Origin of the sequence: Ochrobactrum sp. WV_118_8 (assembly GCF_039631535.1) — a bacterium.
Lineage (GTDB): Bacteria > Pseudomonadota > Alphaproteobacteria > Rhizobiales > Rhizobiaceae > Brucella > Brucella anthropi.
On the sequence record NZ_JBDIUZ010000001.1, the window covers coordinates 1,545,607 to 1,559,398 of the forward strand.

Here is a 13,792-nt window from a genome sequence, read left to right on the forward strand (position 1 = left end):
CAGGGGCGCAACGCCCTATGTATGGAACACTTACGATTCAGAACTATTCACTTCGCCATAAATATATCCAGAGGCCCATAATGAGAGATCCGATCGAAACCGTCATGAACCTCGTCCCGATGGTGGTTGAGCAGACCAACCGTGGCGAACGGGCCTATGATATTTTCTCGCGCCTTCTCAAGGAGCGCATCATCTTCGTGAACGGACCGGTTGAAGACGGAATGTCGATGCTGGTTTGCGCACAGCTTCTCTTTCTCGAGGCAGAAAACCCGAAGAAAGAGATCAACATGTACATCAATTCGCCTGGCGGCGTCGTAACCTCCGGCATGGCGATCTATGACACGATGCAGTTCATCCGTCCGCCGGTTTCCACGCTTTGCATGGGGCAGGCTGCTTCGATGGGCTCGCTGCTCTTGACCGCCGGTGCGACAGGCCAGCGTTATGCGCTGCCGAATGCCCGCATCATGGTTCACCAGCCATCGGGCGGTTTCCAGGGACAGGCTTCGGACATCGAACGTCATGCGCAGGACATCATCAAGATGAAGCGCCGCCTGAACGAGATCTACGTCAAGCACACGGGCCGCGATTACGAGACGATCGAACGCACGCTCGACCGCGACCATTTCATGACCGCGCAGGAAGCGCTCGAATTCGGCCTTATCGACAAGGTGGTTGAATCGCGTGACGTGGGCGCGGACGAATCGAAGTAAGAGCCGGAATCTCCGGCTCGCACCCGTTTTTAGCGCCCTTTGCCACAAAAGGGGCCCAATTCTTGCAACTACGTGATGGTTAACGCGCCACGTTAAGCATCTGTTGGGGTTCGGGGCGCTAAACTTGGTCAGATTATGCCGAATCTTTGCCGGGAACTTATTTTTCATTTGTTCGACGGTGCAGCTTCTGCAAAAGTCGCCAAATGGCTCCTTCGGTCGGGGAGCCATACGGTGACAGGAATCCTGAGACTACAGGCCCTACATGACAGGCAGCGCGTATCTGCTGCCGTTGTGACCGGCGGGAGGCGCGTTTCTCCTCCAGCACTGGGTCCGAACCGGAAGAAACGATCGATATGAACGCCCAAGGTTCATTTCGGTCAATTGAAAGGAAACTGCGATGAGCAAAGTCAGCAACAGCGGCGGCGATTCCAAGAATACGCTTTATTGCTCGTTCTGCGGCAAAAGCCAGCATGAAGTGCGCAAGCTGATTGCAGGCCCGACCGTTTTCATCTGCGACGAGTGCGTCGAACTCTGCATGGACATCATCCGCGAGGAAAACAAATCCTCGATGGTGAAGTCGCGCGAGGGCGTGCCTACGCCGCAGGAAATCATGGCCGTCCTTGACGATTACGTCATCGGTCAGAAGGATGCCAAGCGCGTTCTGTCGGTTGCGGTACACAATCATTACAAGCGTCTCGCCCATCAGTCCAAGAGCAGCGATATCGAGCTTGCGAAGTCGAACATTCTTCTCGTCGGTCCGACGGGTTGCGGCAAGACCTATCTTGCCCAGACGCTCGCACGCATCATCGATGTGCCATTCACCATGGCCGATGCGACGACACTGACGGAAGCAGGCTATGTCGGTGAAGATGTCGAGAACATCATCCTGAAGCTGCTTCAGGCCGCCGATTACAATGTGGAACGTGCGCAGCGCGGCATCGTCTATATCGACGAAGTCGACAAGATCAGCCGCAAGTCGGATAACCCGTCCATCACGCGCGACGTGTCGGGCGAGGGCGTCCAGCAGGCGCTTCTGAAGATCATGGAAGGCACCGTCGCTTCCGTGCCACCGCAGGGTGGCCGCAAGCATCCGCAGCAGGAATTCCTGCAGGTGGACACGACGAACATCCTCTTCATCTGCGGCGGCGCATTTGCCGGTCTCGACAAGATCATCTCCGCACGCGGCGAGAAGACGTCCATCGGCTTCGGCGCTACCGTTCGTTCGGTCGATGAGCGCCGTATCGGTGATGTCTTCAGGGAACTGGAGCCGGAAGATCTTCTGAAGTTCGGCCTCATTCCGGAATTCGTCGGTCGTCTGCCGGTGATCGCGACGCTCGAAGACCTCGATGTCGATGCTCTGGTGCAGATCCTGACCGAGCCGAAGAATGCGCTCGTGAAGCAGTATCAGCGCCTGTTCGACATGGAAAGTGTCGAGCTGAGCTTCCACGACGACGCCCTGCGGGCGATTGCCAACAAGGCGGTCGAGCGCAAGACGGGTGCACGCGGTCTGCGTTCGATCATGGAAAAGATCCTGCTCGACACGATGTTCGAGCTTCCGACGCTGGAAGGCGTGCAGGAAGTTGTCATTTCCGGCGATGTGGTGGATGGCAGCGCCCGTCCGCTCTATATCTATGCCGAGCGCCAGGATGAAAAGGGTAATGTTTCCGCTTAAGCGGGGGCACCTAATCCATAAAAAGGCCGCGTAAGCGGCCTTTTTCATGTGCAAACTTGCGCCGGGCTGATCCTGTCACTATTGCAGGCGCAGCAATCGGGGTACAGCCTAAGCTAGATATTGTACTTAATGACGGTACAGCGCAGGATAGATGACGATTCTATGAAAGCCGTCCCGATCGAGGCTATTGAATTGCCGGGTTCGGCTCTCCAAGTATGGAACGAAGCACATTCGTGACCTGCCTCATGATGAAAGGGGGCGCGGACGTGGCAGTCAGGTTGAAAGACCTGAGAAAGGACTTGAGTTATGACGGGTACTGAACAGAAGACCCCATTGGGTGGTTCTGAAGCGGGCGGTTCGGACGGGCTCTATGCCGTTTTGCCGTTGCGTGACATCGTCGTTTTCCCGCATATGATCGTTCCGCTTTTTGTCGGCCGCGAAAAGTCCATTCGCGCGCTGGAGGAAGTGATGGGCGTGGACAAGCAGATTCTGCTTGCCACCCAGAAAAACGCTGCCGATGACGATCCGGCACCGGACGCGATTTATGAAATCGGCACGATTGCCAACGTATTGCAGCTCCTGAAGCTGCCGGACGGCACCGTCAAGGTGCTGGTCGAAGGCACGGCGCGCGCCAAGGTTTCCAAGTTTACCGACCGCGAAGATTATCACGAGGCCTATGCTGCGGCTTTGCCGGAGCCTGAAGAAGATGCCGTCGAGATTGAGGCGCTTGCCCGCTCGGTGGTTTCCGACTTCGAAAACTACGTCAAGCTGAACAAGAAGATTTCGCCGGAAGTGGTTGGCGCTGCCAGCCAGATCGACGACTACTCGAAGCTTGCCGACACGGTTGCCTCGCATCTCGCGATCAAGATTCCCGAGAAGCAGGAAATGCTGTCGATCCTCTCGGTGCGCGAGCGCCTCGAGAAGGCACTTTCCTTCATGGAAGCCGAAATTTCGGTTCTTCAGGTTGAGAAGCGTATCCGCAGCCGCGTCAAGCGCCAGATGGAGAAGACGCAGCGCGAATACTATCTCAACGAGCAGATGAAGGCGATCCAGAAGGAGCTTGGCGATGGCGAGGATGGTCGCGATGAAGCGGCTGAACTCGAAGAACGCATCAGCAAGACCAAGCTCTCCAAGGAAGCCCGCGAAAAGGCTCAGGCTGAGCTGAAGAAGCTGCGTAGCATGAGCCCGATGTCTGCCGAAGCAACGGTCGTCCGCAACTATCTCGACTGGCTGCTGTCCATTCCGTGGGGCAAGAAGTCGAAGATCAAGCAGGACCTGAACTTTGCCGAAGGCGTACTTGGCGACGATCACTTTGGTCTTGAAAAGGTCAAGGAGCGCATTGTCGAGTATCTCGCGGTGCAGGCTCGCTCGACCAAGATCAAGGGCCCGATCCTCTGCCTCGTCGGACCTCCCGGCGTCGGCAAGACCTCGCTTGCACGTTCGATTGCCAAGGCTACCGGCCGTGAATATGTCCGTATGTCGCTCGGCGGCGTGCGTGACGAGGCTGAAATCCGCGGTCACCGCCGTACCTATATCGGTTCGATGCCCGGCAAGGTCATCCAGTCGATGAAGAAGGCGAAGAAGTCCAACCCGCTCTTCCTGCTCGATGAAATCGACAAGATGGGCCAGGATTTCCGCGGCGATCCGTCATCGGCCATGCTTGAGGTGCTGGATCCGGAACAGAACTCGACCTTCATGGATCACTACCTTGAGGTGGAATATGATCTGTCGAACGTCATGTTCGTGACGACGGCAAATACGCTGAATATTCCCGGTCCATTGCTGGATCGTATGGAAGTCATCCGTATCGCCGGCTACACCGAGGATGAAAAGCTCGAGATCGCCAAGCGGCACCTGCTGCCGAAGGCAATCAAGGATCATGCCCTGCAGCCGAAGGAGTTTTCGGTCACGGACGATGCGCTGCGCAATGTTATCCGCCTCTACACGCGGGAAGCAGGTGTGCGTAGCCTCGAACGCGAATTGATGACTCTGGCACGTAAGGCCGTGACCGAAATCCTGAAGTCGAAGAAGAAGTCGGTGAAAGTCACCGAAAAGAACCTCTCCGACTATCTGGGTGTCGAGCGGTTCCGCTTCGGTCAGATCGACGGCGAAGATCAGGTTGGCGTTGTGACAGGTCTTGCCTGGACGGAAGTTGGCGGTGAATTGCTGACCATCGAAGGTGTCATGATGCCCGGTAAGGGCCGCATGACCGTCACGGGTAACCTCCGCGACGTGATGAAGGAATCGATCTCCGCAGCGGCTTCCTATGTCCGCTCGCGTGCCATCGATTTCGGCATCGAACCTCCGTTGTTCGACAAGCGCGACATCCACGTGCACGTGCCGGAGGGTGCAACGCCGAAGGACGGTCCGTCCGCCGGTATCGCCATGGTCACGGCGATCGTATCCGTGCTGACCGGCATTCCGGTTCGCAAGGACATCGCAATGACGGGTGAGGTTACCTTGCGCGGTCGTGTCCTACCAATCGGCGGCCTGAAGGAAAAGCTCCTCGCAGCTCTGCGCGGCGGCATCAAGAAGGTTCTGATCCCGGAAGAAAACGCCAAGGATCTGGCGGATATTCCGGACAATGTGAAGAACAGTCTTGAGATCGTTCCGGTGTCTCGCGTGGGTGAAGTCCTCAAGCATGCTCTGGTTCGCGAACCTGAGCCGATTGAATGGACCGAGCCGGCAACCCCGGCGACCGTGCCTTCGGTCGAGGAAGAAGCAGGGGCCACGACCGCTCATTAAGGCATTTCCGGCAAACGTGCGAAGCGGTTTGCTTACAGGTAATGCACCGAAATGAACGTCCAGCGGGCGATTCTGTTTCAGTCAGATTGCCCCGCTGGAAGGCGTCTATCAGGACCAACAATTGAAATGCCGGGCAATTTGCCCGGCATTTCTGTGTTTAACCCCGGTTTTCCGGGGTTTTTTCACGTTGACAGGCTTGGTTTGTGAAACGATTTGAATAAACTCCGATCAATCCGGTCACGTTATCCGTTCCGGTAGATAAAGAAAGGAAATGCCAATGAACAAGAACGAATTGGTTGCCGCAGTTGCGGAAAAGGGCGGTTTGACGAAGGCTGATGCCGGTACTGCAGTTGACGCCGTACTCGCCGCTGTTACCGGCGCCCTGAAGGCTGGTGAAGAAGTCCGTCTGCCTGGCTTCGGCGTTTTCTCCGTTTCGCATCGCGCTGCCTCGACCGGCCGTAACCCATCGACCGGCAAGGAAGTTGCTATTCCGGCTCGCAATGTGCCGAAGTTCTCGGCTGGCAAGGGCCTGAAGGACGCCGTAAACGGCTAATCATGATCTGGAGAGTGAAAGCTCTTCGAACGGATCGTGACGTTAAATTTCCAGCCATCGCGGCATGATCGCGAATGGCTGTCGAGAAGGCCCGGCATTGCCGGGCTTTTTTCGTAAGTGTAGTAAGCGTGAATGAGTGCTTGCAACTGGATGTTGGCTTCTAAGAACCAAAAATATCCGTCAGGATTCTGGCCAGTGCGAAAACGGCTGCCAATGGTAGCAGCCAGTCGAAAAATATATCCAGGTTTTTCATGAGTGAAAGAATGCTCGGCTGATCTTGCGAGATTGCACCGCCAAATGACACCATTTGGCGGCTCAATGGACTAGCGGACGATCTTCAGCAGGGAAGTGCGCTTCCCGAAGATCATATCGGTGCACAATGTGCCTTTACGAGAAAGTCTGTAGGTAGCAGCAGGCCGCGTATCACAAATGGACTTCACAAAACGCAGTGCTGATACGCGATCTGTGAAAAGTCCCCCGACAAGTCCCAGCCGGTCATAGACGACCCAGCGCCGTGCGGCTTCCTTGTCGACGATAAAGCGCGGCAGTGGAACGGCGGCGTTTCTCTGGTTTTTTGTGGTCATAGCGAGTGCTCCATCCAGAGACGCAACCGCATTCACTGTGTAAGTTGCATGATGAGGAACGTCACCAGAACGCCGACTCCAATCACGGTCATCAAGCGGAGCAGTATGCTGATGTCCTGGCGCAATTCTTCCTCGGTAATGGCTGAACTGATGTTCCGGGAACCTGCATGCGTACGCTTTGCTTTGCTTAGGTGTAAAAACAGGCCCAATTTTCCGTACATGATCAAAACCTCACTTCTGATGGTTGCACGAATGTTTCAATTGCTGGGGGGGCTAGGCTGGCGGCGTTTCAGCGCGCCGCCAGTGTTATGGAAAGTACCGCTTGCTGATGCTGCGCTATGAGCACCGAGGGTGTTTCTTCCACATGGTCAATGGCAGCACAGGCCCGACGAATGGCGCTGGCGGTTTCTTCGCTGCCGCCAACCAACGGCAGCCGTACATCTGGTGACAGACCGCGCCGATGGTGCAAGGCGTATTTCACCGGAACGGGATTGGTATCCTGTTCCATGGCAGTCAGAAGAGGCTTCAATTTGAAGCCGAGTGTTCTGGCAGCGCAGGCATCGGCTCGCTTACAGGCTTCGTAAAGTTCGACAGTGGTTGCTGGAAGCACATTCGATATGACTGAAATCATTCCGTCTCCCCCCTCAAGATTGAAGGAAACGGCGGTCGCGTCATGTCCTGATAGTTGTATCAGCCGATCGCCTATACGACGAATGATGCGTTTGGGCCGGTCGAGTTCACCAGTCGCGTCCTTGATACCAATGACGGTCGGGAGTTCACTCAGCCGTTCGATAGTTTCCAGAGAAAGATCGACGCCGGTTCGCTTCGGGACATTATAAAGGATGATTGGTATCTGAACATTGCGAGCCACGGCTTCGAAGTGGCGATACAAGCCTTCCTGAGACGGACAGTTATAGTATGGCGTCACAATCAGGGCGGCGTCAGCACCGCAGGCAGCTGCAGCGCTCGTCAATGCAATTGTCGATACAGTATCGTTGGTGCCTGTTCCTGCAACAATGGGTACACGTCCTGCAGAGACGTCAACACAGGTTTTGATGAGGCTGATCTTTTCCGCCGTATTGAGAGTTGGGGCCTCCCCGGTCGTGCCACAGGGAGAAAGAGCATGGATGCCTTCTCCAATCTGCCACTCCACCAACTCGGCGAAAGCCTTGTGCGCCACTTCTCCGTTTTCAAATGGGGTAACAAGAGCGGTTGTTACTCCGCGCAATCTGGTTCTGAGTTCGTCATAAGCCATTGTTCTGGATCTCCGTTACCCGAACCTTCGACCGCAAACGAACCTCGCATATGTCGCAGAAGCCATTCAGAACGCAGTCTTGCCGGGCGTGAACAAGCTATGAGTCCCGGCGTATTAATTCGAGATCGGGAACAGACCCGGAGTATTAGAAAGTCGTATATTGCCTCAGGGCATGATGTGACCGCGCTGGCCGTTATAGCGACCAACGTTTTTATTCTCAGGTCCTTGCCCGCTCAGACAGAGGAGTATCCGCAAAAAAGCCGGGCACTGGGCCCGGCTTCCAATAACTCTCTTTGCCTGCCGCTTATTCAGCAGCCTCTGAACTGCGCTTGGGGCGGCGTTCCAGCAGTTCCTTGAGGAAGTGGCCGGTGTAGGAGCGTTTCTCCTGCACGATGTCTTCCGGACGGCCCACGGCAACAATCTCGCCGCCGCCATCGCCACCTTCCGGTCCAAGGTCGATCACCCAGTCGGCAGTCTTGATGACTTCAAGATTATGCTCGATCACAACGACTGTGTTGCCCTGTTCCACCAACTCGTGCAGCACTTCGAGCAGCTTCGCCACATCGTGGAAGTGCAGGCCGGTTGTCGGTTCGTCCAGAATATAGAGCGTGCGGCCCGTTGCGCGGCGTGACAGTTCCTTGGCAAGCTTCACGCGCTGCGCTTCACCACCCGAAAGCGTCGTCGCCTGCTGGCCGACCTTGATATAGCCGAGACCCACCTTAACGAGCGTTTCCATCTTGTCGCGCACCGCAGGCACGGCTGAGAAAAACTCCGCGCCTTCCTCGACTGTCATATCCAGCACATCGGCGATGGACTTGCCCTTGAACAGGACTTCCAGCGTTTCGCGGTTGTAGCGTTTGCCGTGACAGACATCACAAGTCACATAGACATCCGGCAGGAAGTGCATCTCGATCTTGATGACGCCGTCGCCCTGACAGGCCTCGCAGCGTCCGCCCTTCACATTGAACGAGAAGCGCCCCGCCTGATAACCGCGCGCCTTGGCTTCCGGCAGACCCGCAAACCAGTCGCGGATCGGCGTGAAGGCGCCGGTATAGGTTGCCGGGTTGGAACGAGGCGTACGACCAATCGGCGACTGGTCGATATCGATCACCTTGTCGAGGAACTCCAGTCCCTCAATACGGTCATGCTCAGCCGGATGCTCACGTGAACCCATGATGCGGCGCGAGGCGGCCTTAAACAGGGTTTCGATCAGGAAGGTGGATTTGCCACCGCCTGAAACGCCAGTGACGGCGGTGAAGGTTCCAAGCGGAATATCCGCCGAGACATTTTTCAGGTTATTGCCGCGCGCGCCCACCACACGAATGCGCTTGGATTTCGAAATCTTGCGGCGTTCCGCCGGAACGGCAACTTCCATCGCGCCTGACAGATATTTGCCGGTCAACGAGTTCGCATTGGACATCACGTCCTGCGGCGACCCTTGAGCGATGATCTTGCCGCCATGGACACCTGCCGCAGGGCCGATATCGACCACATAGTCGGCAGTCAGGATCGCATCCTCGTCATGTTCGACCACGATGACCGTGTTGCCGAGATCGCGCAGATGACGCAGCGTGTCGAGGAGACGCGCATTATCACGCTGATGCAGGCCGATGGATGGTTCATCCAGTACGTAAAGCACGCCGGTCAGGCCAGAGCCGATCTGCGAGGCAAGACGGATACGCTGGCTTTCACCGCCCGACAGCGTGCCGGAATTGCGCGCCAGCGTCAGATAGTCGAGGCCGACATCGTTGAGGAACTGCAGGCGCTCCCGGATTTCCTTGAGGATGCGGGCGGCAATCTCGCGCTGCTTGTCGTTAAAGCTGCTATCGATGTCGCGGAACCAGGCGTCGGCCTTGCGGATCGACATTTCCGTGATCTCGCCGACATGCTTCATGCCCACCTTGACCGCAAGCGCTTCCGGCTTCAGGCGGTAGCCGTTACAGGAAGGGCAGGGAGTCGAGGCCATGAAGCGCTCGATATCTTCGCGCGACCAGGCGGAATCGGTTTCCTTCCAGCGGCGTTCCAGATTGGGGATCACGCCCTCAAAAGGCTTCGTCGTCTGGTAGGAACGCAGGCCGTCATCATACTGGAAGGTGATTTCCTTGCCCTTGGTGCCATAGAGAATGGCCTGCTGGGCTTCTTCCGAAAGATCAACCCAGCGCGCACCGATCTTGAAGCCATAGGCTTTGCCAAGCGCTTCCAGCGTCTGATTGTAATAGGGCGACGAAGACCGCGCCCATGGGGCAATCGCGCCGTCCTTCAACACTGCCGTTTCGTCGGGAACGATCAGGTTCGGATCAATGGCCTGCTGCGTGCCGAGACCATCACAGGTCGGGCAGGCGCCGAACGGGTTGTTGAACGAGAACAGGCGCGGTTCGATTTCTGGAATGGTGAAACCGGAAACCGGGCAGGCAAACTTTTCCGAAAACAGAATGCGCTCATGCGTTTCGTTGGCCGACTTGTTTGCAGCACCACCTTCAGCCGTTTCTTTCGGCGGCAGCGGCTTGTCAGCAAACTCAGCGACGGCCAGACCTTCGGCAAGCTTGAGGCAGGTTTCAAGACTGTCGGCGAGGCGGGTTGACAGGTCAGGGCGCACCACAACGCGGTCCACCACAACATCGATGTCGTGCTTGTACTTCTTGTCCAGCGCCGGAACGTCGGAGATTTCATAGAAGGTGCCGTCCACCTTGACGCGCTGAAAGCCCTTCTTCTGAAGCTCTGCCAGCTCCTTCTTGTACTCGCCCTTGCGGCCACGAACGATGGGCGCGAGGATATAAAGGCGCGTGCCTTCTTCCAGCGCCATGACCCGATCAACCATCTGGCTGACGGTCTGGCTCTCAATGGGAAGGCCGGTTGCAGGCGAATAGGGCACGCCCACGCGCGCAAAGAGCAGGCGCATATAGTCGTAGATTTCGGTGACGGTGCCGACCGTCGAACGCGGATTGCGGCTCGTCGTCTTCTGTTCAATGGAAATGGCAGGAGATAGGCCGTCGATCTGGTCGACATCCGGCTTCTGCATCATTTCGAGGAACTGGCGCGCATAGGCCGAAAGACTTTCGACATAACGGCGCTGGCCTTCCGCATAGATCGTGTCGAAGGCAAGCGAGGATTTGCCCGAGCCGGAAAGCCCCGTCATCACGATCAGCTTGTCGCGAGGCAGATCGAGATCGACATTTTTCAGATTGTGTTCGCGCGCGCCACGTATGGAAATGAATTTCTGATCGCTCATTCCGCGTCCTGCCTGCTCATGATGCCATGGATAACGGGCGCCGAATGGTAAAACACGTCGCGCCGGTGTCTAATATGGGGTGAAACCCTCCAATAAGAAGGGGGCTCCGGTCATTCATCGGTGCACTCTTATCATTAGAACAAATATCGAACAACCAGCCTTCTGATAGGCGATACGAAATGTGAACGCAAGAGCGTTGACTGTCACTCCTGACAGGAGCAGACTACCCTTACTCGCTGATAGCGGAGAGGTGCCGCGGTGGGATGACACGGCATCGGCAAGAGGTCCGCAGGAGGCGGGGAGACCCAGTAGGGAGGTAAAGGAGCATGAGTCCACCTGACTACAGTGCCTAGCTTTCACAGAGATGAAAGCACAATCCGTTTCGGTTGCGGCAGCATCTTTTCGCAAGGAATGATGCCTCGTTGATCGAAAGTGTGATTGCCGACAATTTGAATTTGCGCGGAATGCAAATGGCCGTGCGCCTTTGCGATCCGAAAAGACCTGCCGACGAATTAATGTCGACACATGAGCATTGCTCAAACCCCAAGCCCTGCGCGCCAAAGATACAGTGAGCGGCAGGGCTTTTCCTTGGAAGTTGATCCCGTTTGCCAAGCGCAGGCAGCTATTGCTTTATGAAGGTTGTCGGCAAGGCTGTTTTGAAATTAAGGCAGATGCCGTTTCAGCCCCTGAAATGAGGCAAACTGCATTATCAGCGCGGTAAACGGTGCAAAAACCCACTGAAATTTATGGCGTACGCAAGGCTTTTTAATGTCGGAAGGTTGCATTTTGAACAAAACAAGAACATAAACTCTGTGGACATTGAAGAATTCACCGGCCCGGATTGAGCGCGCTTTGAGCCAGTCCTGTAAGGTGAACATATGAGTTTCTGGTGATGGCGCATTGTTGCGCCTGATCTTTCATTTGAAAAGTGCCTCTTGTCCGCGCGAAGCAGTGCGGAAAGATTGTGCATGCAAGACCCGGAGTAATTTTCGATGGCTGGTAGCGTCAATAAAGTCATTCTGGTCGGCAATCTTGGTGCCGATCCGGAAATTCGTCGTCTGAATTCCGGCGACGTGGTTGCCAATCTGCGCATTGCAACGTCGGAAAGCTGGCGCGATCGCCAGAGCGGCGAACGCAAGGACCGCACCGAATGGCACAGCGTTGTCATCTTCAATGAAAACCTCGCCAAGGTTGCGGAACAATATCTGAAGAAGGGCGCCAAGGTTTACATCGAAGGCGCGCTCCAGACCCGCAAATGGCAGGATCAGAACGGCAATGACCGTTATTCGACGGAAGTCGTGCTGCAGAAGTTCCGTGGTGAGCTGCAGATGCTCGATAGCCGTGGTGAAGGCGGCGGTGAAGGCCGTTCGTTCGGCGGCGGTGGCGGCAACCGTAACCAGATGTCTGATTATTCCGGTGGCGGCGGTGATTTCGGCTCGTCTGGCCCATCCAATCAGGGTGGCAGCAGCGGTGGCTTCTCGCGCGATCTGGACGACGAAATTCCTTTCTGAGAACGAATATAATCCAGTTTATAAGTGAATTACGATAAGGCGCTGTTTTACAGCGCCTTTTCTATTGGATCATACTTCCGATTTTCTAGGAAAAATGATATCTGATCGCGAGCTCGTCAGCGTGATTTGCCCTCAGATTTAACCTGCTCGCCGTCCTCTTTGGTGAATGATGCGACGGGGTTTTCCAGAAGCGGCAGAACCAGCTCAGACGGACGGCAAAGCCTGGTGCCGCGCGGCGTTTCGACGATGGGCCGGTTAATCAGAATCGGATGGGCCATCATGAAATCGATCAGCTCGTCGTCTGTCCATTTCGGATCGGACAGCCCGAGTTCAGCATAGGGCGTGCCTTTCTCGCGCAGCAGTCCGCGCGGTGTCATGTTCATTGCCGCCAGCAGACCGAGCAGACGTTCCCGCGTGGGTGGATTCTGCACATATTCGATGATGATGGGCTCTTCGCCACTCGCACGGATCATTGCCAGCGTGTTGCGCGAGGTGCCGCATTTCGGATTATGAAAAATGGTCACGGTCATTGGAGATGTCCTGTCTGGATTGAGCGCGTTCATAACAGCTTCGAGAGCAGTTCAGCGCTAGCATGCTTCAGTTCATGTCGTTCATCTGCGGGTCACCGGGATACGTGTCGATAGAAAACTCCATATTATCGGCTGAAAACCGTGTCAGCGAATACTGGATTGGCACTCCATCGGTGTTCACATTGATCGCCTTGGCCGTCAGTACAATGGCGCCGGGCGAAAGCTTCAAATGTTTCAGATCATCCGAATCCGCATGGCGGGCGGATATGATTGTCGATTTACGGAAGTAATCGGCAATACCTGCTTTTCGGAAAGCCACGGTGATGGAACCGCTTTCCGCATAATCCTCGGCAATTTCCGGAAATTGTTCGGCACTGATCCAGAGCGTTGCGCGCGACACAGGGCGTCCGTCAGCGCTGTGCAAGGTTTCCAGCCGCAGGACCGGTGAACCAGGCTCGATCTCTAGCGCCTCGGCTATATCCGGAGAGGCAGGCGCTGTGCCGGAAGCGAGCAGCGCGCCCTTCATGTCGCGCACCTGCGAAGCCAGCGATTGCGAAATGCGGGTGCGACGTCCGATCTGGTAGGTGAGGCGCTTTGCATTGGCAACGAAGGTGCCGCGCCCTTGCTCGGCACGCAGCACGCCTTCCTGCGTCAGCGCGGCAATGGCGCTGCGCACCGTATGGCGATTGACTCCAAACCTGTCGGCAAGTTCCATCTCGGCGGGCATACGCGCACCCGACTGAAGCCTGCCAGCCCTGATCTCACCGCGTATCTCGTCGGCAATCTGCCGCCAGATGGCCACGCCGCTGTTTCTCTCAATTCGTCTGGTCTTTGTCATCAACTGTCATCGTCCTGTCATTGGCAGGGTGTAATCATTCTGGTATTGTATAGTTGTCTATATAACTAGACAATTTGAGAGAGCAAGTCAACGGGAGTGCATCCCGAAAAACATGAAACGGTTTTCGGACAAGATGCGCCTCAAAACAAACTCCAGAGCGACGAT

Annotated in this window: 11 protein-coding genes; 5 read left to right on the forward strand and 6 right to left on the reverse strand. The window is 56.0% G+C overall.

The window, feature by feature from the left end; genetic code table 11:
• Positions 1–80: 80 nt before the first annotated feature.
• The 4 genes from clpP to ABDF71_RS07475 all read left to right on the forward strand — a co-directional run bounded on the left by clpP (position 81) and on the right by ABDF71_RS07475 (position 5,680).
• Positions 81–710, forward strand: a complete 630-nt coding sequence (gene clpP / locus ABDF71_RS07460) for an ATP-dependent Clp endopeptidase proteolytic subunit ClpP (protein WP_010660144.1) — start codon at positions 81–83, stop codon at positions 708–710.
• A 397-nt stretch (positions 711–1,107) separates the two neighbouring features.
• The gene (gene clpX / locus ABDF71_RS07465) at positions 1,108–2,382 is read left to right on the forward strand and encodes an ATP-dependent Clp protease ATP-binding subunit ClpX (RefSeq protein WP_010660143.1); all 1,275 of its coding nucleotides are present in this window, start codon (positions 1,108–1,110) and stop codon (positions 2,380–2,382) included.
• Positions 2,383–2,688: 306 nt separating this feature from the next.
• Positions 2,689–5,127, forward strand: a complete 2,439-nt coding sequence (lon, locus tag ABDF71_RS07470) for an endopeptidase La (RefSeq protein WP_010660142.1) — start codon at positions 2,689–2,691, stop codon at positions 5,125–5,127.
• Positions 5,128–5,404: 277 nt separating this feature from the next.
• Positions 5,405–5,680, forward strand: a complete 276-nt coding sequence (locus ABDF71_RS07475) for an HU family DNA-binding protein (protein ID WP_006470422.1) — start codon at positions 5,405–5,407, stop codon at positions 5,678–5,680.
• Positions 5,681–6,003: 323 nt separating this feature from the next.
• Here ABDF71_RS07475 and ABDF71_RS07480 read toward each other — a convergent pair whose 3' ends face one another.
• The 4 genes from ABDF71_RS07480 to uvrA form a co-directional block, all read right to left on the reverse strand.
• Entirely contained in the window at positions 6,004–6,264 is a 261-nt protein-coding gene (locus ABDF71_RS07480) for a hypothetical protein (RefSeq protein WP_010660141.1), read from the reverse strand.
• Positions 6,265–6,296: 32 nt separating this feature from the next.
• Positions 6,297–6,485, reverse strand: coding sequence for a hypothetical protein (locus ABDF71_RS07485; RefSeq protein WP_500061446.1), 189 nt, complete (start codon positions 6,483–6,485; stop codon positions 6,297–6,299).
• Positions 6,486–6,553: 68 nt separating this feature from the next.
• A complete protein-coding gene (dapA, locus tag ABDF71_RS07490; protein WP_500061447.1) occupies positions 6,554–7,519 on the reverse strand; it encodes a 4-hydroxy-tetrahydrodipicolinate synthase in 966 nt (321 codons plus the stop codon).
• A gap of 304 nt (positions 7,520–7,823) precedes the next feature.
• Positions 7,824–10,748 (reverse strand): excinuclease ABC subunit UvrA, encoded by a 2,925-nt coding sequence (uvrA, locus tag ABDF71_RS07495; protein WP_500061448.1) that lies wholly within the window; start codon positions 10,746–10,748, stop codon positions 7,824–7,826.
• 992 nt (positions 10,749–11,740) lie between these two features.
• On the opposite strand from uvrA, the gene ssb reads away from it, so the two are divergent.
• Positions 11,741–12,259 (forward strand): single-stranded DNA-binding protein, encoded by a 519-nt coding sequence (gene ssb / locus ABDF71_RS07500; protein WP_029924876.1) that lies wholly within the window; start codon positions 11,741–11,743, stop codon positions 12,257–12,259.
• Between the two features lie 116 nt (positions 12,260–12,375).
• On the opposite strand, the gene arsC is transcribed toward ssb, so the two are convergent.
• Together arsC and phnF are read right to left on the reverse strand one after the other, a co-directional pair.
• The gene (arsC, locus tag ABDF71_RS07505; RefSeq protein ID WP_500061449.1) at positions 12,376–12,789 is read right to left on the reverse strand and encodes an arsenate reductase (glutaredoxin); all 414 of its coding nucleotides are present in this window, start codon (positions 12,787–12,789) and stop codon (positions 12,376–12,378) included.
• A gap of 67 nt (positions 12,790–12,856) precedes the next feature.
• The gene (phnF, locus tag ABDF71_RS07510) at positions 12,857–13,630 is read right to left on the reverse strand and encodes a phosphonate metabolism transcriptional regulator PhnF (protein WP_167387095.1); all 774 of its coding nucleotides are present in this window, start codon (positions 13,628–13,630) and stop codon (positions 12,857–12,859) included.
• Positions 13,631–13,792: the final 162 nt, after the last annotated feature.